Annotated in this window: 21 protein-coding genes and 1 tRNA gene; 10 read left to right on the top strand and 12 right to left on the bottom strand. The window is 60.6% G+C overall.

The features are described 5' to 3' along the window. Positions 1-130 precede the first annotated feature (130 nt). Entirely contained in the window at positions 131-880 is a 750-nt protein-coding gene (locus FBY12_RS01910) for an SDR family NAD(P)-dependent oxidoreductase (protein WP_145250562.1), read from the bottom strand. Positions 881-1,036: 156 nt separating this feature from the next. On the opposite strand from FBY12_RS01910, the gene FBY12_RS01905 reads away from it, so the two are divergent. Next, on the top strand, positions 1,037-1,882 hold the full coding sequence (locus FBY12_RS01905; RefSeq protein WP_178111708.1) for an AraC family transcriptional regulator: 846 nt from the start codon (positions 1,037-1,039) through the stop codon (positions 1,880-1,882). Between the two features lie 77 nt (positions 1,883-1,959). On the opposite strand, the gene FBY12_RS01900 is transcribed toward FBY12_RS01905, so the two are convergent. The 5 genes from FBY12_RS01900 to FBY12_RS01880 all read right to left on the bottom strand — a co-directional run bounded on the left by FBY12_RS01900 (position 1,960) and on the right by FBY12_RS01880 (position 6,400). Further along, positions 1,960-2,034: transfer RNA gene (locus FBY12_RS01900), tRNA-Gln, on the bottom strand. Between the two features lie 87 nt (positions 2,035-2,121). Then, on the bottom strand, positions 2,122-3,258 hold the full coding sequence (locus tag FBY12_RS01895; protein ID WP_145250556.1) for an agmatine/peptidylarginine deiminase: 1,137 nt from the start codon (positions 3,256-3,258) through the stop codon (positions 2,122-2,124). Between the two features lie 78 nt (positions 3,259-3,336). Continuing rightward, positions 3,337-4,434: an extracellular solute-binding protein gene (locus FBY12_RS01890; RefSeq protein ID WP_145250552.1), complete on the bottom strand. Its 1,098-nt coding sequence runs from the start codon at positions 4,432-4,434 to the stop codon at positions 3,337-3,339. 1 nt (position 4,435) lies between these two features. Next, entirely contained in the window at positions 4,436-5,344 is a 909-nt protein-coding gene (gene aguB / locus FBY12_RS01885; protein ID WP_145250549.1) for an N-carbamoylputrescine amidase, read from the bottom strand. 3 nt (positions 5,345-5,347) lie between these two features. Beyond that, a complete protein-coding gene (locus tag FBY12_RS01880; protein WP_145250546.1) occupies positions 5,348-6,400 on the bottom strand; it encodes an agmatine/peptidylarginine deiminase in 1,053 nt (350 codons plus the stop codon). A gap of 134 nt (positions 6,401-6,534) precedes the next feature. Between FBY12_RS01880 and FBY12_RS01875 the strand changes: the two genes are divergently transcribed. The 4 genes from FBY12_RS01875 (at position 6,535) to FBY12_RS01860 (ending at position 10,575) form a co-directional block, all read left to right on the top strand. Beyond that, positions 6,535-7,386: a LysR substrate-binding domain-containing protein gene (locus FBY12_RS01875; protein WP_145250543.1), complete on the top strand. Its 852-nt coding sequence runs from the start codon at positions 6,535-6,537 to the stop codon at positions 7,384-7,386. A gap of 103 nt (positions 7,387-7,489) precedes the next feature. Continuing rightward, on the top strand, positions 7,490-7,963 hold the full coding sequence (locus FBY12_RS01870) for a hypothetical protein (RefSeq protein WP_145250540.1): 474 nt from the start codon (positions 7,490-7,492) through the stop codon (positions 7,961-7,963). A gap of 26 nt (positions 7,964-7,989) precedes the next feature. Beyond that, positions 7,990-8,763, top strand: a complete 774-nt coding sequence (locus tag FBY12_RS01865) for a nucleotidyltransferase domain-containing protein (RefSeq protein ID WP_145250537.1) — start codon at positions 7,990-7,992, stop codon at positions 8,761-8,763. A 126-nt stretch (positions 8,764-8,889) separates the two neighbouring features. Next, positions 8,890-10,575 (top strand): sensor domain-containing diguanylate cyclase, encoded by a 1,686-nt coding sequence (locus FBY12_RS01860; protein WP_145250535.1) that lies wholly within the window; start codon positions 8,890-8,892, stop codon positions 10,573-10,575. A gap of 65 nt (positions 10,576-10,640) precedes the next feature. On the opposite strand, the gene map is transcribed toward FBY12_RS01860, so the two are convergent. The 4 genes from map to FBY12_RS01840 form a co-directional block, all read right to left on the bottom strand. Then, positions 10,641-11,441: a type I methionyl aminopeptidase gene (gene map / locus FBY12_RS01855; protein ID WP_371927361.1), complete on the bottom strand. Its 801-nt coding sequence runs from the start codon at positions 11,439-11,441 to the stop codon at positions 10,641-10,643. Continuing rightward, complete coding sequence (locus FBY12_RS01850; protein ID WP_101208083.1) at positions 11,438-11,689, bottom strand: ParD-like family protein; 252 nt, start codon at positions 11,687-11,689, stop codon at positions 11,438-11,440. The genes map and FBY12_RS01850 overlap by 4 nt, the downstream gene beginning before the upstream one ends. A 510-nt stretch (positions 11,690-12,199) precedes the next feature. Next, entirely contained in the window at positions 12,200-12,538 is a 339-nt protein-coding gene (locus FBY12_RS01845; protein WP_092269910.1) for a hypothetical protein, read from the bottom strand. A gap of 99 nt (positions 12,539-12,637) precedes the next feature. After that, positions 12,638-13,516, bottom strand: coding sequence for a LysR family transcriptional regulator (locus tag FBY12_RS01840; protein WP_145250532.1), 879 nt, complete (start codon positions 13,514-13,516; stop codon positions 12,638-12,640). 100 nt (positions 13,517-13,616) lie between these two features. On the opposite strand from FBY12_RS01840, the gene FBY12_RS01835 reads away from it, so the two are divergent. Continuing rightward, positions 13,617-15,008, top strand: coding sequence for an aldehyde dehydrogenase family protein (locus FBY12_RS01835; RefSeq protein WP_145250529.1), 1,392 nt, complete (start codon positions 13,617-13,619; stop codon positions 15,006-15,008). A 7-nt stretch (positions 15,009-15,015) separates the two neighbouring features. Here the strand turns inward: FBY12_RS01835 and FBY12_RS01830 are convergent, their stop codons facing one another. After that, complete coding sequence (locus FBY12_RS01830; RefSeq protein ID WP_121734165.1) at positions 15,016-15,495, bottom strand: VOC family protein; 480 nt, start codon at positions 15,493-15,495, stop codon at positions 15,016-15,018. 350 nt (positions 15,496-15,845) lie between these two features. Here FBY12_RS01830 and FBY12_RS28085 point away from each other — a divergent pair, with 350 nt between their 5' ends. Both FBY12_RS28085 and msrA read left to right on the top strand, forming a co-directional pair. After that, positions 15,846-16,508 carry a hypothetical protein gene (locus FBY12_RS28085; protein ID WP_178111707.1) on the top strand — a complete coding sequence of 221 codons (663 nt, stop codon included), beginning with the start codon at positions 15,846-15,848 and terminating at the stop codon, positions 16,506-16,508. A 6-nt stretch (positions 16,509-16,514) separates the two neighbouring features. Continuing rightward, the gene (gene msrA, locus FBY12_RS01820; RefSeq protein WP_121733626.1) at positions 16,515-17,021 is read left to right on the top strand and encodes a peptide-methionine (S)-S-oxide reductase MsrA; all 507 of its coding nucleotides are present in this window, start codon (positions 16,515-16,517) and stop codon (positions 17,019-17,021) included. 283 nt (positions 17,022-17,304) lie between these two features. Here the strand turns inward: msrA and FBY12_RS01815 are convergent, their stop codons facing one another. Continuing rightward, on the bottom strand, positions 17,305-17,685 hold the full coding sequence (locus FBY12_RS01815; RefSeq protein WP_121733627.1) for a RidA family protein: 381 nt from the start codon (positions 17,683-17,685) through the stop codon (positions 17,305-17,307). Positions 17,686-17,885: 200 nt separating this feature from the next. Here FBY12_RS01815 and FBY12_RS01810 point away from each other — a divergent pair, with 200 nt between their 5' ends. Both FBY12_RS01810 and FBY12_RS01805 read left to right on the top strand, forming a co-directional pair. After that, on the top strand, positions 17,886-18,239 hold the full coding sequence (locus tag FBY12_RS01810; protein ID WP_145250526.1) for a hypothetical protein: 354 nt from the start codon (positions 17,886-17,888) through the stop codon (positions 18,237-18,239). 62 nt (positions 18,240-18,301) lie between these two features. After that, a complete protein-coding gene (locus FBY12_RS01805) occupies positions 18,302-18,862 on the top strand; it encodes a hypothetical protein (RefSeq protein ID WP_145250523.1) in 561 nt (186 codons plus the stop codon). The last annotated feature ends 82 nt before the right edge of the window (positions 18,863-18,944 follow it).

The following is an 18,944-nucleotide window of genomic DNA, read 5'->3' as shown; positions in this document are numbered from 1 at the left end:
TGGCCTCACTGCTGCTGACTGAGTAGTGCCACCACCGTACGCTTGAAGCGGATCACGTGCGCCGTGGTTTCTGGCGCAAACCTGCCTGTTCGTGCTTTTGCCAGGTGGTTTCTAAAAGACCCGTAACCGCCTAGTAACCGACGCCACGCACGCCACCCGACGCACGGATCGATTCGCCGGTGACCCAATGCGAATCCGCAGACGCGAGGAAAACTGCCAGCGGCGCGATATCTTCCGGCTCGCCAAAGCGTCCCAACGGCGTGCCCGCGAGCAGTTTCTCGCCCAATTCACCGGCGAAATTGCCGTCGGTGGCCGGAGTATTGGTGTGCCCCGGCAGAATCGAATTGACCCGAATCCCGCGCGGGCCAAGCTCTCGGGCCAACGCGAAGGTCAAGGTGTCGACCGCGCCTTTGGTCGCCGAATAGACACTGGAGGCCAGATAAGGATCGGTGCTGAGGATCGAGCTGATATTGATCACGCTGCCCGAGTCGCCAAACAACTTCAGCGCTTCGCGAACCGCCAGCAAATAGCCGAGCACATTGAGGTTGAATTGTTTGTGGAAGGCTTCTTCGGTGAGGTCGTCGATCATCTGGAACACCGCGACACCGGCGTTATTCACCAGAATGTCCAGCGTGCCGTAGTGGCTTTTGACGGTTTCGAACAAACGCACGACGTCGGCGGCGTGGCTCATGTCAGCCTGAACGGCGATAGCTGTGCCGCCCTGCGCCTGAATCTGCGCAATGACCGCGTCGGCGTCGGTTATGCTCGACGCATAGTTGACCACCACAGTGGCGCCCTGCGCGGCAAGTGCCTTGGCGATCCCGGCGCCGATGCCTTTTGAGGCGCCGGTGACAACAGCGATTTTCCCTTGGAGTTTCATGTTTTGACCTTTTGCAGATGAGTGAAGAGTGGCCCCCAGTATTCGCTCAACTGCAGGTCAGACGGTTGCCGGTTATTCGCCGATGCTTGCCTATTCTTCTCACGCGCCTTGCGTTGCACTCGGCCGTGCTGCATGTTCGGTCGCATGAACAGAGCAATGGATGAACTGCGCCGCATCGTCATGCGCGCCGAAGACAAGTGGACCGACACCGGGCTGCCGCGCGTGGCGATGGTGCGTGCCGAGGCCTGCGCAAATCAGGTCTATCAGCCGATGCTGCACCTGGTGTTGCAAGGGTCGAAAACGTTGTCGATTGGCGATCAGGTGCTGCAATACCGGCCCGGCAGCTATTTCGTGGTGCCGGTGGATGTGCCGGCGACCGGCGAGATTTACCCGGACGGCCCGGACCAGCCTTACCTCGCGATCAGCCTGACGCTGAACCCGTGCGTGATCGCTACGCTGCTCACCGACCAAGGCAACGTGCGCGAGCAAACACTGGCAAAGCGCTTTGCCGCGCTGCCCGCTTCGGATGAATTGATTGATGCCTGGTTGCGCATGATGCGCCTGCTCGACCGACCCGACGAAGCGGCGGTGCTGGCGCCGATGATCGAACGCGAGATTCTGTTTCGGGTGTTGCAGGGGCCGCTTGGCGGGATGTTGCGCGAGATTGCGCGGCCCGATGGCCGACTGCAACAGATCCGCCGCGCCACCCAGTGGATCGGCGAGCATTACACCGAACCGTTTCGCGTCGAGCCATTGGCGGCGATGTGCGACATGAGCGTCGCAGCGTTTTACCGGCACTTCAAAATCATCACCGGAATGACGCCGATCCAGTATCAGAAACGTCTGCGGCTGATCCGCGCGCGCTGGTTGCTGTTGTTCGATCCTCGCGATGCGGCGTCCATCGCTTTCACCATGGGCTATGAAAGCGCTTCGCAATTCAGCCGCGAATACGCGCGGCTGTTCGGCATGCCGCCCATGCGCGATGCGGCGCGGTTTCGCTGAAAGCAAAAAGGGGACAGATTTATTTATTCAGCCGCTGGACACGAGCTGGACAATAAATCTGTCCCCTTTTCAGAAGATGGCAGGGGCGGCTGGATTCGAACCAACGCATGGCAGGATCAAAACCTGCTGCCTTACCGCTTGGCGACGCCCCTGTAACAACGCGCGGAAATGTAACAACTTTCGTCGCGACAGGGAAGCCTTCTTTTCAAATAAATGCGTTTTAAATCAGCCGCTTGTCCCTAGACCCTCGGTTGATGGCTGGTAATGCAGTGAATCCCGCCGCCGCCAGCGCTGATCGCGTCGATATTCAGCTGCACCACTTCCCGGCCCGGATACAGCGTGGTGAGGAGTTTCAGGGCTTTGGTGTCGGCGTTTTTGTCGCCGAATTCAGGCGCGATCACCGCGCCGTTGACCAAGAAGTAATTGATGTAACCCGCGGCAAAGTCCGGGTTGTCTTGATTGAAGCGCGTCTTGCGCGGCTGGCGCGGCGGCGACACGGTGTGCACTTGCAGCGCGCGGCCATCGGCGTCGGTGGCGTTTTTGAGAATCTCCAAGTGAGCGCGCGTGACTGGGTAATCGAACGACTCGGGGTCGTTTTCGAGGTTGGCGAGCACGACGCCCGGCTTGACGAAGCGCGCGTAAAAATCGACGTGAGCGTCAGTGATGTCTTTGCCCTTGATGCCCGGCAGCCAAATGATCTTGCGCAGACCGAGGCGGGTTTTCAGTTCCTGTTCGACTTCAACCTTGCTCCAGTTCGGGTTGCGATTGCTGTTGATCCAACTGCTTTCGGTCATGATCCCGGTGCCGTGGCCATCCACTTCGATGGCGCCGCCCTCGCCCACCAGTTTGCTGCGCAGATGCGGCGCGCCTGCATGGCTCGCGACCAGCGCGGCCACTCGCGCGTCTTCCGCGTGCTGCTGTTTATTGCCCCAGCCGTTGAAATTGAAGTCCACGGCGCGCAGCCCACCCGCGCCGTCGACGACAAAATTGGCGCCGATATCACGCATCCAGATGTCGTCGAGTTTGCAGGTGACGTAGGTGATGTTGGCCGTGCCGCAGTGTTTCTCCGCCAAATCACGCTCGGGCTCACGGCAGAACACGGTCACCGCTTGATAACGCGCGATGGCCCGCGCCAGCAGGCCCAACGCGGCTTGCACGTCCGCGGTGAAATCACCCCAAATGGCTTTCTGCGCGCCAAAAGCGATAAACGCACGCTGCTGTTGGTCGCCCTCGTCGGGCATGTGCCACTTGCCTGCGCCATTAATTGCGTCAGCCGCCTGCGCATCGCCCGGCGTCAGGCTGAAACCGGCCGAGGCGATTACGCCCAGACCGGCGACCAGCGATGCTTGCTTGATGAAATCTCGACGCGACGACATGTGTGGTTTCCCGTGGTGGCCAAAATGATTGCTTGGAAATGGTTGCTTGGAAATGGCGGCTTGAGAAAGCTGCCGTGATTATTTGGCGGTGGCTGTCTTGAATTTGGTCCAAGTGCGCATCCGCGCGCGCATGTCCGCTTGCGGGATGTCCTTGCCCGGAATCAGCCGCGCGTAGGTGGCGTCATCGAGGTAGATATCCGGGTTGTTGCGCATGCCTGCATCGACACTCGGCCGGGCCTTGGCGTTGGAAGTCGGGTAACCGGTGATGTTGCTGATCGCAGCCATATTCGCCGGGCGCATGACGAAATTGATGAAGGCGTAAGCGTATTCCGGGTGTTTGGCGTCGACCGGAATCGCCATCGTGTCCATCCACACCGTGGTGCCTTCGCGGGGCACGCGGTACTGGAACGAAGTGCTTTTGCCGGCACTGTCCGAGGTGCGTTGTGCCTGGGTCATGTCGCCGCTGTAGCCGAGCGACAGGCACAGGTTGCCGTTGACCAGATCGGTGACCGGTTGCGACTGAAACTTGCGAATGTACGGCCGCACTTTCATCAGCAAATCACTCGCCGCCGCGAGGTCTTCGCGCTTGCCACTGCGCGGGTCGCGGCCGAGGTAATTGAGGACCACGGCCAGCACTTCGTCCGGCGAATCGATGATCGAAATCCCGCAATCGGCGAACCGCGCGGCCAGTTCCGGGGTGAAGAGCATGTCGAGGCTGTTGACCGGCGCGTCCGCCAGCCGCTGCTTGATCGCCTCGGCGTTGTACGTCAGGCCGATCGTGCCCCAGGTATATGGCACCGTGGCCTTGGTCGAGAACTCGTAATGCCCGCGCAGCTTCTGCAAACCGGGCTCGATGTCGGCCATGGCGCTGAGTTTCGATGGGTCCAGCGGCAGCAGACTGCCGGCGCGCATCAGCCGTTCGGCGACGGTGTCGCCAGGGAAAATCAGGTCATAGCCGCTGCCGCCGGCGAGCATTTTTGCTTCGAGGGTTTCGCTGCCATCCATGACGTCGTAGATCACCTTGATCCCGGTTTCGGCGGTGAATCTGGCCAGCGTGTCCTCGGCAAAATAATCCGCCCAGTTGTACAGCCGCAGGGTTTTCTCTTCGGCGTGCAGCGACGACACCGCGCAGGCGAGGGTCAAAACGCCGAGCATAAATCGGTTGGCAATACGCATATCAAACCCCTTGATCAGCCCAGCGTTGATGGAGATGGCGGCCGTCCTGGCTGAGCAGTGCGCCGTACATGTCGGGCCTGCGGTCGCGGTAGATGCCCCAGCTCAAACGCTCTTCGCGAATGGCGCCGAGGTCGAGGCTGTGAACCAGCACGCCGCTGCTGTCGCGGTCGGCTTCGGCGAGCAACTTGCCTTTGTGGTTGCAGATAAATGACGAACCGTAAAAGTCCATTTGCAGCGCCGAATCCGTCGTTGCCACTTCACGGCCAACGCGATTGGCCGCGACCACCGGCAAGATGTTCGCGGCCGCATGCCCGCGCATGGTCATCTGCCAATGGTCGCGGGAATCGAGGGTGGCGCAGCCCGGCTCGGAGCCGATCGCGGTGGGAAACAGCAGCACTTCGGCGCCCATCAACGCCAGGCATCGCGCGGTTTCGGGGAACCACTGATCCCAGCAGATGCCGACACCGAGGCGCCCGAACGCGGTGTCCCAGACGCGGAAACCGGTGTCGCCGGGGCTGAAATATTCCTTCTCCTGATAACCGATGGCATTCGGGATGTGGGTTTTGCGGTACACGCCGAGCAGGCGGCCGTCGGCATCGGCGACGCTCAAGGAGTTGAAAAAAGCGTTGCCGGCCTTCTCGTACCAACTCAGCGGCAGCACCACGCCCAATTCCCTGGCCAACGCGGCGAAGCGCTTGAGCACGTGGCTGTCGCGAAATTCCTCGGCCAGCGCCAGGTGTTTGTGGTTCTGCTCGATGCAGAAATACGGCGTGGCGAACAGCTCCTGCAACAGGATCACTTGCGCGCCCTGCGCCGCCGCTTCACGGACCAATTGTTCGGCGCGATCGAGGTTTTTTGGCAAGTCCCAAGTGCACGGCATCTGCGTTGTGGCAATGGTTAACAGCGTCATCGCTCAACCCTCCAACGGCCAGAACGGCTGCTGCTGCGTGATGCAATGCACCCCGCCGCCGCCATGCGCCAAGTGGTTGATGCGCACCGGCACCACTTCGCGATCCGGGAAGGTTTTGGCCAACACCGCTGCCGCTTCGTCGTCCGCGGGGATGCCATAGGCCGGCATGATGATCGCGCCATTGGCGATGTAGAAGTTGGTGTACGAGGCGCAAAACACCTCGGCTTCGGTGTCCACCGCATCGCTGGCTTCGAACAGTTCGATCAGCTCGAATTTGCGCCCCTGAGCATCAGTGGCCAGCTCCAGCACCCGACGGTTTTCCCGGGCGACTTCGGCGTACACGGAGTTTTTGTCGTGGGTCGCATCAATCAGCAACACCCCGGGACGGGCGAACGCGCAGACGCCGTCAACGTGGCCGTCGGTCATGTCGCCGGTTACGTAATCAGGGTCGCCGGGCAGCCAAATGGTCTTCGTCACGCCGAGCAAACGGCTGAAGATGTCCTCCATTTCAGCTTTGCTCACGCCCGGATTGCGATTGGGATTAAGCAGCACCGATTCAGTGGTGATCAGCGTGCCCTCGCCATCGACATGAATCGCGCCGCCCTCGTTGCTCAATGGTGTGCCGAAGCAGGGCAAACCGAGGTGATTGAGCGCGCGGCGCGCCAGGCCTTCGTCGAGATCGTGCGCCGACTTGCCGCCCCATGCGTTGAAGCGCCAGCTCACCCCGGCCAGCCCCTGTTGCGCATGGCAGATAAAGCTTGGCCCGGAGTCACGGCACCAACTGTCGTTGACCGGCAATTCGATCAATTCGATGTTCGGCCCGCACAAGGCTTTGGCACTGGCGACTGCCGACGGATCGACGACCATTTTCACCGGTTCAAAACGCGCAATCGCGTTGGCCACTCGGGCGAAATCTTCCTGCACGCGCGGCAGCGTCACGCGCCAGCCAGATTCCCAAAGTGCCTGATTGTGTGGCCAGACCATCCACGTCGCCGCGTGCCGCGCCCACTCGGCCGGCATCGTCCAACCGCTGTTTTTATTGTCGTTGTGCTGCATGGCCCGTTCCTTTTAGTTAAGACATTGTGTTCAATGACAACCGTCTCGAAAGTCTTGGCATGCATGCTACGGCCGCAAAACCGGGCGAACAAACGATGGATTTAGTGGAAAAGTGATTAGAGGAACTTATCAATATGCTCAAGCACTGGCCGCCACTCAGCACCCTTCGCGGCTTTGAAGCGGCCGCCCGCCTCGGCAGTTTTCACAAGGCTGCCGCCGAATTGCACCTGACCCAATCGGCGATCAGTCAGCAGATCCGCAGCCTCGAGGCGTACCTCGAGCAGCCGCTGTTTTTCCGCAGCGGTCGTAGCGTCAGCCTGACCGACGCCGGGCAGGATTTGCTCAGCACCACGCAGGCGCTGCTGCAGCAATTGGCCGTGGGCATCCGCCGTCTCGGGCAATACCAGAAACCCAATCAACTGGTGCTCAACACCACACCCGCGTTCGCCCGGCACTGGTTGCTGCCGCGCCTGGCGGACTTTCGTCGTGAGCATCCCGACGTCGATCTGTGGATCTACAGCACCGACGAAGTCCCGGACATGACCACCCAAACCATCGACGTCGCCGTGCGTGACGACATCAGTTCGCAAGCCGAATGCAGCTTCAAAGTGCTGCACACCGACCGCCTCTATCCGGCGTGTCACCCGAGCGTGTTGGCGCTGCCAGCCGAACGGCGCACAACGTTGCACGGTGAACGGGAAATGGACTGGAGCCACTGGGCGGTCGAGGCCGGCGTCGATGTCGGCCAGCAAGATCAGGGCTTGAATTTCTCCGATCCGGGTTTGCTGCTGGACGCGGCGTGCGCCGGGTTGGGAATCGCTTTGGTCAGCCAGTTATTGAGCCGCAAGGCGCTTGCAGATGGACAGCTACAACCCTTGGTCGAGCAAACCATTCGCGGGCCGAACTGGGCGTTGCTGACCCATCGCGACAGTGAAAACAACGCGCGCAGTTTCAGTGAGTGGTTGGTGGGGCAATTGCAGCGCTGATGGTGGGTTGGCTGTCAGTCCGCGCTTATAAAACCGCGCGGATCGCTACGCGAGTCCGGTAGCATTGCCGCCCAAGGATCAATCCCCTTTCAAGGAAGCTTCAATGCTGTTCACCACGCGCTCGACCCACACACCGTTTTTGCTCTGCCTGGCGATCTTCGCAACGTTCTGGCTGATCCAGCTCAACGCCTTCAACATCATCGTCTGGAGCTACAACTTCTGCCATTTCCTCTATGGCTTCTGCGCCGCGTTGCTGCTCGGTTACGTAACCCTTCCGACGAGATTGTTCAAGCAATCGCTGCGCGACAATTTCCGCACGCTGCAAACAGGCATGCCGTGGAGCCCGTGGGGCGGCTTGATCATCGTGCTGTTTCTCTCGGCATATAACGAGATGTACGTCGATCCTCTGGAGAACGGCATTGCGTTCAGCGCGGCGTATCAGAACTTCGTCGCAGATATGCTGGGCCTGGGTTTATGCGTTGTGATCAGCCATTTTGCCTTCCGTGATCGGCTGGGGAATACGCACACGGATTACTCGGCAGGGCTGGGAATGGGGTCTGTGCGTTCGGCGGGTTGATGGTCGCGCGAAGTGAGGAGGATTTCATGACGCAACACGGTATACATGCAAACGGCTTCATCCTCGAGGTACCCGACGCTCCCGTTCAGTCTGATTTCCAGGAGCTGCTGTGCGACCTGTGCAGCACGCTGGTCGCTGAGGCGCCGCTGCTGCTGGACAGCATTTACCTGTATGGAAGTGTCGCAAGAGGCGAAGCCGTTCCAAGGGTTTCAGACCTGGACGTGACCTTGGTCCTTAGCCACGAGGGCTCCTCGCCCGACCTTGAAAAAATAGAGACCCTACGCAAAGCGCTGGCAGCCCGGCATCCCGAAGTCGTGAAGATTGACTTCGACATTGGCCATCGCGCAGAAGTGCTCGCAGCGGATAACTTGTTCAGTTGGGGCTACTGGCTAAAACACCACTGCCGCTGCATCTGGGGCAATGATCTGGGTCAACGCTTTGCACCGTTCAGACCTTCGCGCGCCATAGCCGTTGCGGTCAACGGTGATTTCGAAGCGGTGTTGAACCGTTATGCCGATCGCATCGAGCAGACGATCGACATAAATGAACAGTCGCTTTGGCAACGCGAAGCAGCGCGCAAACTGATCCGCGCGACCAATATCTTGCGATCTGATCAAGACCGAAATTGGCCGCGCACGCTGGACGAGCATGCCGAGCAGTTTGCCCGGCATTTTCCTTCGATGAAGACGCAGATCGAATCCTTTCTGGTATTGGCAAAAACGCCGACCACGTCGATCAAGGACTTCTCGACGCAGTTGCGCAATTTTGTCCAATGGATGGCAAGTGTCCGAGTTCATTAAGCACTTGGCGACACGCTTATATTTGAATTGGATCACATTTTTTTGTCCGACGATTTCGCCCATTGGCTTTTCCAAACCGGCCATAACGCCTAACATGCCCGCACTCTAAAAAGCGGCAGCCACTTCATGTTCAAAGCAAGTCTGCGCAGTCACCTGACCCTTTGGTTTGCCGGTTTGTCGTTGCTCACGCTGCTCAGCGTCGGGTTTTACGTGGGCCACATCGCCACCGCGCAGATGCGCCAAGCGAGCGGCAATGCCCTGCTGAGCACGGCCAAATCCGCCGCCGAGTTGCTTGGCGCGCAACTGCATGAACGCCAACTCGAAGTGTCGCTGCTCAGCCGTGCGCCGCTGTTGAAACGCGGCAATCTGGATGACCCGGACATTTTGACGTCGATGGAACTGCGCACTCAATCGCGCGCCGAATACGCGTGGATGGGCGTCGCCGACAGCGATGGGCGGGTGCGCCAAGCGGTGAATAATCTGCTGGTCAATCAGTCAGTCCAGCAACGCCCGTGGTTCCAGGCCGGATTGCGCGGTGATTACACCGGCGATCCGCACGAAGCGGTGTTGCTCGCCAAATTGCTGCCGGGCAGTCCCGACGGCGAGCCGTTGCGCTTCATCGATTTCGCCGCGCCGATTCGCAATAACCAGGGCGAAGTGGTCGGCGTCCTTGGCGCCCATGCGCATTGGAGCTGGGTGACGAAAATTGTCGATGCGGCGGTGCTGCAAAAAGGCACGACGCCGGAAGTGGAGGCGCTGATTGTCGATAACGACGGCAAGGTGCTTTACCCCGAGCAGCTGGCCGGCGAGCAGTTGCCCAATCTGCCAACGGCTTCGCAACAGGCCGGCGCCACGCCGGGCTGGACGGTCGGCAACGGTTATCTGACCAGCGCCGTTGCCGTGCCGACACCGTCGAGCACCGGGCTGGCGTGGTACATCGCGGTGCGCCAGCCGCTGGACATCGCGCTGCAACCGGCGCGGGTGCTGTTCTACAAATTGCTGTTGCTGGGGGTGCTCGCAGCGATGATTTTCGGACTGGTTGCGTACTACCTGGCGCTGTATCTGAGTCGCCCGATCGAGCAATTGGCGCGCGCCGCGAAACAGGTCGGCGAACAGCAGCCCAATGTGGTTTTCCCGCAGGATCATCCGGTGCTGGAAATCGCCCAACTGGTGTCGTCGATTGAGGGCATGACCCAGTCATTGCTTGGCAAGGAGCGCGAATTGCAGGAGGCCAACACCTCGCTGGAAGCCACCGTCGCGCAGCGCACCGCCGCCCTCACCCAAGCGAATGCCGACCTGTTAAAACTGGCGACTCACGATGCGCTGACCGGGGTGTTCAACCGTCGGCGCTTCGACGAAAAACTCGCCGAATGCAGCCTGTTGTTCCAGCGCACCGGACGCACGTTTGCGCTGCTGTTTATCGACGCCGATCACTTCAAGCGCATCAACGACACTTACGGGCACGCGACCGGTGATGACGTGCTGGTGCAACTGGCGCAGTTGATTCAACGCAACACCCGCGCGACAGACTTTGTCGCGCGGTTTGGCGGTGAGGAATTTGCGGTATTGCTGCCCGAGCTGGAAGAGCCGGAAAGCCCCGAAGTCGTGGCGGAGAAGATCCGCGCGGCGATTGCCCAAGCGCAGTTTGCTGCAGTGGGTCAGGTGACGGTGAGTATCGGGGTCGGCGTGGCGGAACTGTCCGATAGCAATGCTTCGGCGCTGATCAAACGCGCGGATGAACGTTTGTATCAAGCGAAAGCTGCGGGACGTAATCGGGTGTTCAGCACCACGCAGACGTTGAGCGCCGACTGAGATTTTTGCGCGGGATTGTTGCTGGATGCGGGCGACGCCATTCTCGTCACCCACCCCGCCATTGGCTACGGCGCCGGATAACCTTCGACTTGATCCGGCCACGCGGTCAGCACTTGAAAACCATCGTCGGTCACCGCGACCATGTGTTCCCACTGCGCCGACAGCGACGCATCCTTGGTGACCACGGTCCAGCCATCGGCGAGGGTTTTGACGTGGCGTTTGCCGGCGTTGAGCATCGGCTCGATGGTGAAAATCATCCCGGTCTTGAGCGTCAGGCCCTGCCCCGGATAACCGTAATGCAGCACCTGCGGTTCATCGTGATAAACCTTGCCGATGCCATGCCCGCAATACTCGCGCACCACGCTGAAACCATCACGCTCGGCGACGCTTTGAATCGCATGACCGATATCGCCCAACGTCGCACCGGGGCGCACTACGCGGATACCGGCGCACATCGCTTCATAAGTGGTCTGCACCAGTCGCAGCGCCTCCGGGCGCGGCGCGCCGACGAAGTACATGCGGCTGGTGTCGCCGAACCAGCCATCCTGCACCACGGCGATGTCGATGTTGACGATGTCGCCATCCTTCAGCACCTGGTCCGAAGGAATCCCGTGGCACACCACCTCGTTGACCGAAATGCAAACGGTTTTCGGAAAGCCGTGATAACCGATATTGCCAGCAATGGCTTTTTGCACATTGACGATGTAGTCGTTGCAGATCCGGTCCAGTTCATTGGTGGTCACATCCGGTTTGACGTGCTGGCCGATCATCGCCAACACCTCGGCGGCCATTTTGCCGGCGACGCCTGACTGAGCGATTTGCGCTGGCGTATTGATCGGCACGATGGCCCTCACGGCACGGTTCATACGGCGGCTCCTGCAGGGATTTTCACGCCATCGGCCATTGCGCAGACCTGTTGCAGATCAAGACCACCGGCCTGTTCGGCGCGGATCAGCAAACGGCAGATCGCGTTGTGATCAAGGTCTGGATACAACTCGGCGAGCATGCCAATACGCATCCAGTGCTCAGCCTGGGCATTGATCGAGCGGCTCAGCGCATTGCTCGCGACCCGCAGATTCTCGTGCATGTCTTCTGAAATTTTGACGATACCCATGAACAACCATCCGATATGAAATGCATATGAATCGTATACTACTGCAACGTTTCGGGTGACTGCAAATGCATAGTGTTTTTCCATCCTGTCGCGCACACGCTTGCGCGCAATCGATCTAAAAAGACTGCGCGGGGTTTTCGGCGGGTGACTATGCTGAAGTTGTAGGTGAAGACGCAGACTGATGCGCAAGAGGATAGCGAGGAAGCGTGGGGCGCGCTCCGAAGGGTACACGGTTAGAAAGATCTCCGCGCTGAGATCCAGCCCTTATGCCGTGTGAAGCAGTAAGGCAAAAAACTTTGCTGTGAGAAGCCTGATAAATCTCGTAAGCCGGAGACCAGCACCGGCCACCTACTCGAATACCGAGCCCGCCCAGTGCGGGCTTTTTCGTGGATACATCCTGCGCATAAGCAAACTGTAGGAGCGAGCCTGCTCGCGAAAAGGCCCTGACATTCAACATCTACGTCGACCGCAAAACCGTCTTCACAAGCCCGCCCGCTCCCACCGGATCACTTACTGAATCTTATTGTTCAGCTTGATCACGTCGCCCGAGACATGAGTGGTGTAACCGGTCAGCACGTAGGCCCAGAACCAGTTTTCCTGCACTTGCGTGTTGATCAGCGCGTCGCCGCCCTTGGCTTTGATCGCGGCGGTCTGGGCGCGAACAAAACGGTTGTTGTGCTGGATCGGGATGCAGCCGAACAGCAGCATGCCGGTGGCGCTTGCTTCGCTGTGGCCGAGGACCGTGTATTGGCTGGCGTCATATTGCTGGGTCTTCATCGGCGCGCCTGTGCAACCGGCCAGAACCAGACCACATACGGCAACGGCAACCATCTTGCTGAGGTAATTCAAGGTGAAACTCCATTAGAAAAAACGCCCGGGATCCGTCTCCCGAGCGGCGCACACTCTAATGGAAGCGATGGCAAATTGGTATCGCCGCTGGCGCCCCTTTCATTTCACCTCTTCGACCACGCCGCGCTCCTCGAGCAAACGCACAAACATGGTCAGACTTTGCGACACCGTGCCGTGCCGCCACACCAGCCACGTGCGCAAAAACCGGAACGACGGGGTCAGCGGCCAGATGCTCACCGTGGTGCAGCCAGGCATGCTTTCGAGCATGCTGCGCGGCATCAACGCCAAACCGGCGCCGGCGCTGACGCAGGCGAGCATGCCGTGATAGGACTCCATTTCGAAAATCTTGCCGGGCACCGAAGCGTCCTCGGAAAACCAGCGTTCGAAGTGATGCCGATACGAACAATTGGAGCGAAACGCGTAAATGTTTTCGCCGTTGACGTCCTGCGCGCGCTGGATCGGCGCATGGTTGAGCGGCGCGATGACGACCATTTCCTCCTCGAACGCCGGCACGCCTTCCAGCGCCGGATGCAGCACTGGGCCGTCGACAAAAGCGGCGGCCAATCGCCCCGAGAGCACGCCGTCAATCATCGTCCCGGACGGCCCGGTGGACAGGTCCAGCTCGACTTTGGCGTGTTTCTGGTTGTACGCCGCCAGCAATTCAGGAATGCGCACCGCCGCGGTACTTTCCAGCGAACCTAATGGAAACGAACCTTGCGGCTCCTCGCCCGCCACCGTCGCCCGTGCCTCCTGGACCAGGTCAAGGATGCGCCGCGCGTAATCGAGAAAACTCCAGCCGGCGGGCGACAGGCGCAAGCGGCTTTTCTCGCGGATAAACAGGTCCACGCCCAGGTCCAGCTCCAGTTGCTTGATCCGCGTGGTCAGGTTCGACGGCACTCGGTGGATGTGTTGCGCAGCCGCGCTGATGCTGCCGTGCTCGGCGACAGCTTTGAAAATTTCGAGCTGAACCAGATCCAAGAGATTCTCCAAACGTGAACGATACGCTCAGTATTATTCAGTTTCCAGAAAACAGCCATCGTCTTAACCTGAGCGCATTCCCACCCAGCAGGACGGTGTCATGACTCAGGTCTCCAGCCTCACCCACGCGCTTTCGATCAATCCCGCCACCGGCGAAACGATCGGCCAATACCCTTTTGAATCTGCAGCGGCACTGGAAGCCGCCCTCGCCCGCGCCGCCACAGGCTTCAAAACCTGGCGCCGCACGGCGCTGCAGCAGCGCGCGCAATTGCTGACCGCACTGGCCAAGGCATTGCGGGACGACGCGCAAAACTTCGCGCAAATGATCACCCAGGAAATGGGCAAGCCGATCACCCAGGCGCGCGGCGAAGTCGAAAAGTGCGCGCAACTGTGCGAGTGGTACGCCGAACACGGCCCGGCCATGCTTAGCGCCGAATCGACGCTGGTCGAAGGCAACAAGGCGCGCATCGAGTACCGCCCGCTCGGGCCGATTCTAGCGGTGATGCCGTGGAATTTCCCAATCTGGCAAGTGCTGCGCGGTGCAGTTCCGGCGTTGATCGCCGGCAACACGTACGTGCTCAAGCACGCGCCGAATGTGATGGGCAGCGCTTATCTGCTGCGCGACGCGTTCCAGCGTGCCGGGTTTGCCGAAGGTCTGTTCGAAGTGATCAACGTCACGCCGGACGGTGTTTCCAGCGCCATCGTTGACCCGCGCATTGCCGCCGTAACCCTCACCGGCAGCGTGCGCGCCGGCATGGCCATCGGCGCTCAGGCCGGCGCCGCGTTGAAAAAATGCGTGCTCGAATTGGGCGGTTCCGATCCGTTTATTGTGCTCAACGACGCCGACCTCGATGAAGCGGTCAAAGCTGCGGTGATCGGTCGCTACCAGAACACCGGGCAAGTCTGCGCAGCGGCCAAGCGGCTGATTGTCGAGCAAGGCGTGGTCGAGGAATTCACCCGCAAGTTCGTCGAAGCGACCCAGCAATTGAAGGTTGGCGACCCACTGTCGAGCGACACGTACATTGGCCCGATGGCGCGCTTCGATCTGCGCGATGAACTTGATCAACAGGTGCGCGACACCCTGGAAGAAGGCGCGACTCTGCTGTTGGGCGGCAAAAAGGCTGAAGGCCCGGGCAACTTTTATGAGCCGACCGTGTTCAGCCAAGTGACCGACCAGATGACCTCGTTCAAACAGGAGCTGTTCGGCCCGGTCGCCTCGATCATCACCGCACGTGACGCCGACCATGCCTTGGCGCTGGCCAATGACAGCGAATTCGGCCTGGCCGCGACGGTCTACACGCGCAATCTCGAACTCGCCAAGCACTTCGCCGACGAGCTCGAGACCGGCGGCGTGTTTATCAACGGCTACTGCGCCAGCGACCCACGCGTGACCTTCGGCGGCGTGAAGAAAAGCGGTTTCGGCCGCGAGCTGTCGCACTTCGGCGTCCGCGAATTCTGCAACGCGCAGACCGTGTGGCTGGATCGCAACTGATCACCAGTCAGCCGCGCACCGCCGCTTCGATGGCCGCGACGTCGATTTTGCCCATTTGCATCATCGCTTCGAACGCGCGTTTGGCCGCCGCTTTGTCGGCGCTGGTGATGGCGTCGGTGAGTACGCGCGGGGTGATTTGCCAGGACAGGCCCCATTGGTCCTGGCACCAGCCGCAGACGTTTTCCTTGCCGCCGTTGCCGACAATCGCGTTCCACAAGCGATCGGTTTCAGCCTGATCTTCGGTGGCGACCTGGAACGAAAACGCCTCGTTGTGTTTCACCCCGGCGCCGCCGTTCAACCCGAGGCACGGGATGCCCATCACGCTGAATTCAACGGTCAACACATCGCCCTGTTTACCCGCCGGATAATCGCCGGGCGCGCGATGAACGGCGCCGACGCTGCTGTCGGGAAACGTCGCGGCGTAGAACTCGGCGGCGTCCAGGGCGGCACTTTCGTACCAGATGCACACGGTGTTTTTGCTGAGCATTGCGCTTCTCCAGAATGGAAAATGACGCATTGATTCTAGTCGCGCCCCGCGCCCTGCTCGTGCAAGTTTGGCACCGCATGTCGGCACCGGTGGTCGTCGCGCCGGATCGGCGCAAATCAGCGATCTATACTGCTTCAGTTCGATATTTCGAAATCAGGCAACACGTCGACACCCGTGCGCTGTGCGGCGCACCCGTGCCAATCGCAATCAATTCAGCCGCAGTGTGCGTGGCTGACGGGTCGTGGAGAACATCATGAAATACAGGTTTATTTCAGGCGTTGTGTTGGTGCTTGCGGCAGCTGTGGTGGTGCCGGGTGCGTGGGCCGCGGATGCGCAGGCGGTTGCGGCGGATGGTTCTGACCGAGTCGGCGCTGGAGCGGTTGCTGCTGACGGCTCTGACCGGGTTGGCGCTGGGGCGGTTGCGGCCGACGGCTCTGACCGGGTTGGCGCTGGGGCGGTTGCGGCCGACGGCTCTGACCGGGTTGGCGCTGGGGCGGTTGCGGCCGACGGTTCCGACCGGGTTGGCGCTGGGGCGGTTGCTGCTGACGGCTCTGACCGAGTTGGCGCTGGGGCAGTTGCGGCGGATGGCTCCGATCGCGTCGGCGCTGGTGCAGTTGCGGCGGATGGTTCTGACCGAGTTGGAGCTGGTGCAGTTGCGGCGGATGGTTCTGACCGAGTTGGCGCTGGTGCTGTTGCTGCTGACGGTTCTGACCGGGTTGGCGCTGGGGCTGTTGCGGCTGACGGTTCCGACCGGGTCGGCGCGGGCGCAGTCGCTGCCGACGGCTCTGACCGGGTCGGCGCTGGGGCTGTTGCTGCCGACGGTTCTGACCGGGTTGGCGCAGGAGCACTCGCCGCCGACGGCTCCGACCGGGTCAACGCCGCCCGCCTCGCTTACTCGCGCAGTGGCATCGGTTCTGATCGAGTGGCATCCTCGCTCATGGGCGGCAGTTACTCCGACCAGTTCAACAGCCCGATCATCAATCAGTAACGCACCATTTCACCGAGGGGAATGACCATCCATGACGACGCAAACCGAAACCGCCATCCTGGCCGGTGGCTGCTTCTGGGGCATGCAGGATTTGCTGCGACGCTACCCCGGCGTGCTGTCCACGCGGGTCGGTTATTCAGGTGGCGACGTGCCGAATGCGACGTATCGCAATCACGGCAATCATGCCGAAGCGATCGAAATCGTGTTCGATCCCGAGCAGATCAGCTATCGCCAGATTCTCGAGTTTTTCTTCCAGATCCACGACCCGACCACTGCCAATCGCCAGGGTAACGACATCGGCGCCAGCTACCGCTCCGCGCTGTTTTACCTCAGCGAAGAGCAGAAACAGGTCGCCGAAGACACCGTGGCCGACGTCGAGGCATCGGGGCTGTGGCCGGGCAAAGTGGTCACCGAAATCACCCCGGCCGGCCCGTTCTGGGAAGCCGAACCGGAACATCAGGACTACCTAGAGCGCCTGCCGAACGGCTACACCTGCCACTTCATCCGCCCGGACTGGAAACTGCCGAAGCGCGGTTGAACACTGAAAGAGGCGGCTCAATTGAGCCGCCTCTTTTGTATGTGCCTGGATGGCGCGCCCCAACAGCCACCACCACCCCTGTGGCGAGCGAGCTTGCTCGCGCTGGGCTGCGAAGCGGCCCCCGCTTTACTTGAAAAACTGGAGCCTGCTGCGCAGCCCAACGCGAGCAAGCTCGCTCGCCACAGGTTTTGTGTAAAGCCTGAGCCATTAGCGCTCAGCTCAGCTCTCAGCCATCAGCCTTAAACCAATTGCATCATCAGCCTCAGCCTCAACCATCCCCCCATCAACCCTTGGCAGCCATCGCCGTCACTTCAACGCGCATGCCTTCAACCGCCAACGCCGCCACACCCACCGCAGCGCGGACCGGCCACGGTTTGGCGAAGAAACGTTGATACACCTCGTTAAACGCGGCGCGGTCAGCCATGTCGGTGAGGTAGATGGTCAGGTGCAACACCCGATCCAACGAACTGCCCGCGCCTTCCAGCGCAACTTTCAGCGCCTGCAACGTGCATTCGCTTTGCTCGACGATGCCGCCCAGTTCCAGGCTGCCATCGGCGTGGGTCGGGATCTGCGTGGATACCAGCAGGCCGCCGAAACCGGCCACATCGGAGGAAATCGAGTCTGCGTCCGGGTCCGGAATAAAAGTGATGTCTTGGTTCGCCATGGGCTTCTCTTCGCTTGGAAAGTTAACGGGCTGTCGCCCACCGGCGCGCATTTTAGCGCGCCAGCGCCGAACTGTTGGCGAATTGCACCCAAACCCGGCAGAACTGCCTGTTCGACGCGGTTTAGCGCACTACCAGCAGCCTCGCGCACAAGGTATCTTCACGGCTTCGCACCGAAAACCTCCGGCGCACGAGGCTGCTGATGACACCGACTGGCGAAACGCTTTTTCTGCAAACCAACCCACCGACCCAGCCACGCCCCGCGCTGAGCGCCCGCGAGGTCTGCCAGATACTGCGCGATGCAGCGCTGCAAACCCGCCACCTGCAATGCCTCGACACCCGCAGCCCGGTGCAGGTCGATATCGAAGGCTGGCGCCTGACCCTCGACTTCGACGGCAAGCATCTGCGCCACTGCCAAAGCTGCGTCTGCCCCGCTGGCCGAGAAGGTCTTTTTGAAGATTGGCAGCGTTACGGCACCGACCCCGTGAGCCTGCTCAGCACCTGGGAACTGGCGCAGATCGAACGGCTGCTATCAGAAGGCTGCCGCTCCACGTGAGGCGAACAGCTGGTCTACGCTTGCCGAAGTTGACTTAACGCGTAACGGTTCGCGGAGACAGGATGAGCAACTTCCCCATCGTTGCCACGGTACTTTCGATGATCCTCGGGCTGTCGGTGACGCGCCTGCTGCTGGGCGCGCTGACCGTGTTCCGCATCCGCCGCATCGCCGCACCGGACTGGGTCGCGCTGGTCTGGGCGGTCATGCTGTTCACCACACAACTGGATTTCTGGTGGGCGGTCAACTCGTTGCCTGCGGTCAAATCCACCTTCTCGTTCGCCGAATTCATCGTCCTGGTGCTGCTGGCGTTGTCGCTGTTCATCTCCTCCGCGTTACTGCTGCCGAGCCGCAGCGAAGACGAGCAGAACGGCCTGCGCATCTACTTCGAACAGGATGGCCGCTACGCGCTGCTGTCGTTATCGACCTACCTGACCATCGGCCTGGTGGTGAATGTGCTGTTTTTCCGAGCCTCGCCGATTGCGTTATGGGGCGCGCTGGACGTAGTGATGATCATCCTCCCGGTGTGCGCTTTCATGGCCAGATCGCGCAAAGCCTATGCGACGCTCACGCTGATCTACGTGCCGGTTAACCTCGTCGACATTGTTGTTTCATTGACGACTTGAGCCCGTGGCGGTACACATCGAAAATCTCGGGTTATGATCCGACGGCAGTGCGCCGCAGGTCTGAGCGACCTTCTCAACCAAT

Source organism: Pseudomonas sp. SJZ131 (genome assembly GCF_007828705.1).
GTDB classification, from domain to species: Bacteria; Pseudomonadota; Gammaproteobacteria; order Pseudomonadales; family Pseudomonadaceae; genus Aquipseudomonas; species Aquipseudomonas prosekii.
This window is presented reverse-complemented; position numbering and strand designations above follow the sequence as displayed.

What these genes read in the sequence shown, in the direction of transcription:
- FBY12_RS01870 (WP_145250540.1), top strand. Translation starts at nt 7,490, where the DNA reads ATGCTGTTCACCACGCGCTCGACCCACACACCGTTTTTGCTCTGCCTG.
- FBY12_RS01890 (WP_145250552.1), bottom strand. Translation starts at nt 4,434, where the DNA reads ATGCGTATTGCCAACCGATTTATGCTCGGCGTTTTGACCCTCGCCTGC.
- FBY12_RS28085 (WP_178111707.1), top strand. Translation starts at nt 15,846, where the DNA reads ATGGTTCTGACCGAGTCGGCGCTGGAGCGGTTGCTGCTGACGGCTCTG.
- FBY12_RS01865 (WP_145250537.1), top strand. Translation starts at nt 7,990, where the DNA reads ATGACGCAACACGGTATACATGCAAACGGCTTCATCCTCGAGGTACCC.
- FBY12_RS01850 (WP_101208083.1), bottom strand. Translation starts at nt 11,689, where the DNA reads ATGGGTATCGTCAAAATTTCAGAAGACATGCACGAGAATCTGCGGGTC.
- FBY12_RS01810 (WP_145250526.1), top strand. Translation starts at nt 17,886, where the DNA reads ATGACACCGACTGGCGAAACGCTTTTTCTGCAAACCAACCCACCGACC.
- aguB (WP_145250549.1), bottom strand. Translation starts at nt 5,344, where the DNA reads ATGACGCTGTTAACCATTGCCACAACGCAGATGCCGTGCACTTGGGAC.
- msrA (WP_121733626.1), top strand. Translation starts at nt 16,515, where the DNA reads ATGACGACGCAAACCGAAACCGCCATCCTGGCCGGTGGCTGCTTCTGG.
- FBY12_RS01815 (WP_121733627.1), bottom strand. Translation starts at nt 17,685, where the DNA reads ATGGCGAACCAAGACATCACTTTTATTCCGGACCCGGACGCAGACTCG.
- FBY12_RS01875 (WP_145250543.1), top strand. Translation starts at nt 6,535, where the DNA reads ATGCTCAAGCACTGGCCGCCACTCAGCACCCTTCGCGGCTTTGAAGCG.
- FBY12_RS01830 (WP_121734165.1), bottom strand. Translation starts at nt 15,495, where the DNA reads ATGCTCAGCAAAAACACCGTGTGCATCTGGTACGAAAGTGCCGCCCTG.
- FBY12_RS01895 (WP_145250556.1), bottom strand. Translation starts at nt 3,258, where the DNA reads ATGTCGTCGCGTCGAGATTTCATCAAGCAAGCATCGCTGGTCGCCGGT.
- FBY12_RS01905 (WP_178111708.1), top strand. Translation starts at nt 1,037, where the DNA reads ATGGATGAACTGCGCCGCATCGTCATGCGCGCCGAAGACAAGTGGACC.
- FBY12_RS01805 (WP_145250523.1), top strand. Translation starts at nt 18,302, where the DNA reads ATGAGCAACTTCCCCATCGTTGCCACGGTACTTTCGATGATCCTCGGG.
- map (WP_371927361.1), bottom strand. Translation starts at nt 11,441, where the DNA reads ATGAACCGTGCCGTGAGGGCCATCGTGCCGATCAATACGCCAGCGCAA.
- FBY12_RS01860 (WP_145250535.1), top strand. Translation starts at nt 8,890, where the DNA reads ATGTTCAAAGCAAGTCTGCGCAGTCACCTGACCCTTTGGTTTGCCGGT.
- FBY12_RS01910 (WP_145250562.1), bottom strand. Translation starts at nt 880, where the DNA reads ATGAAACTCCAAGGGAAAATCGCTGTTGTCACCGGCGCCTCAAAAGGC.
- FBY12_RS01835 (WP_145250529.1), top strand. Translation starts at nt 13,617, where the DNA reads ATGACTCAGGTCTCCAGCCTCACCCACGCGCTTTCGATCAATCCCGCC.
- FBY12_RS01880 (WP_145250546.1), bottom strand. Translation starts at nt 6,400, where the DNA reads ATGCAGCACAACGACAATAAAAACAGCGGTTGGACGATGCCGGCCGAG.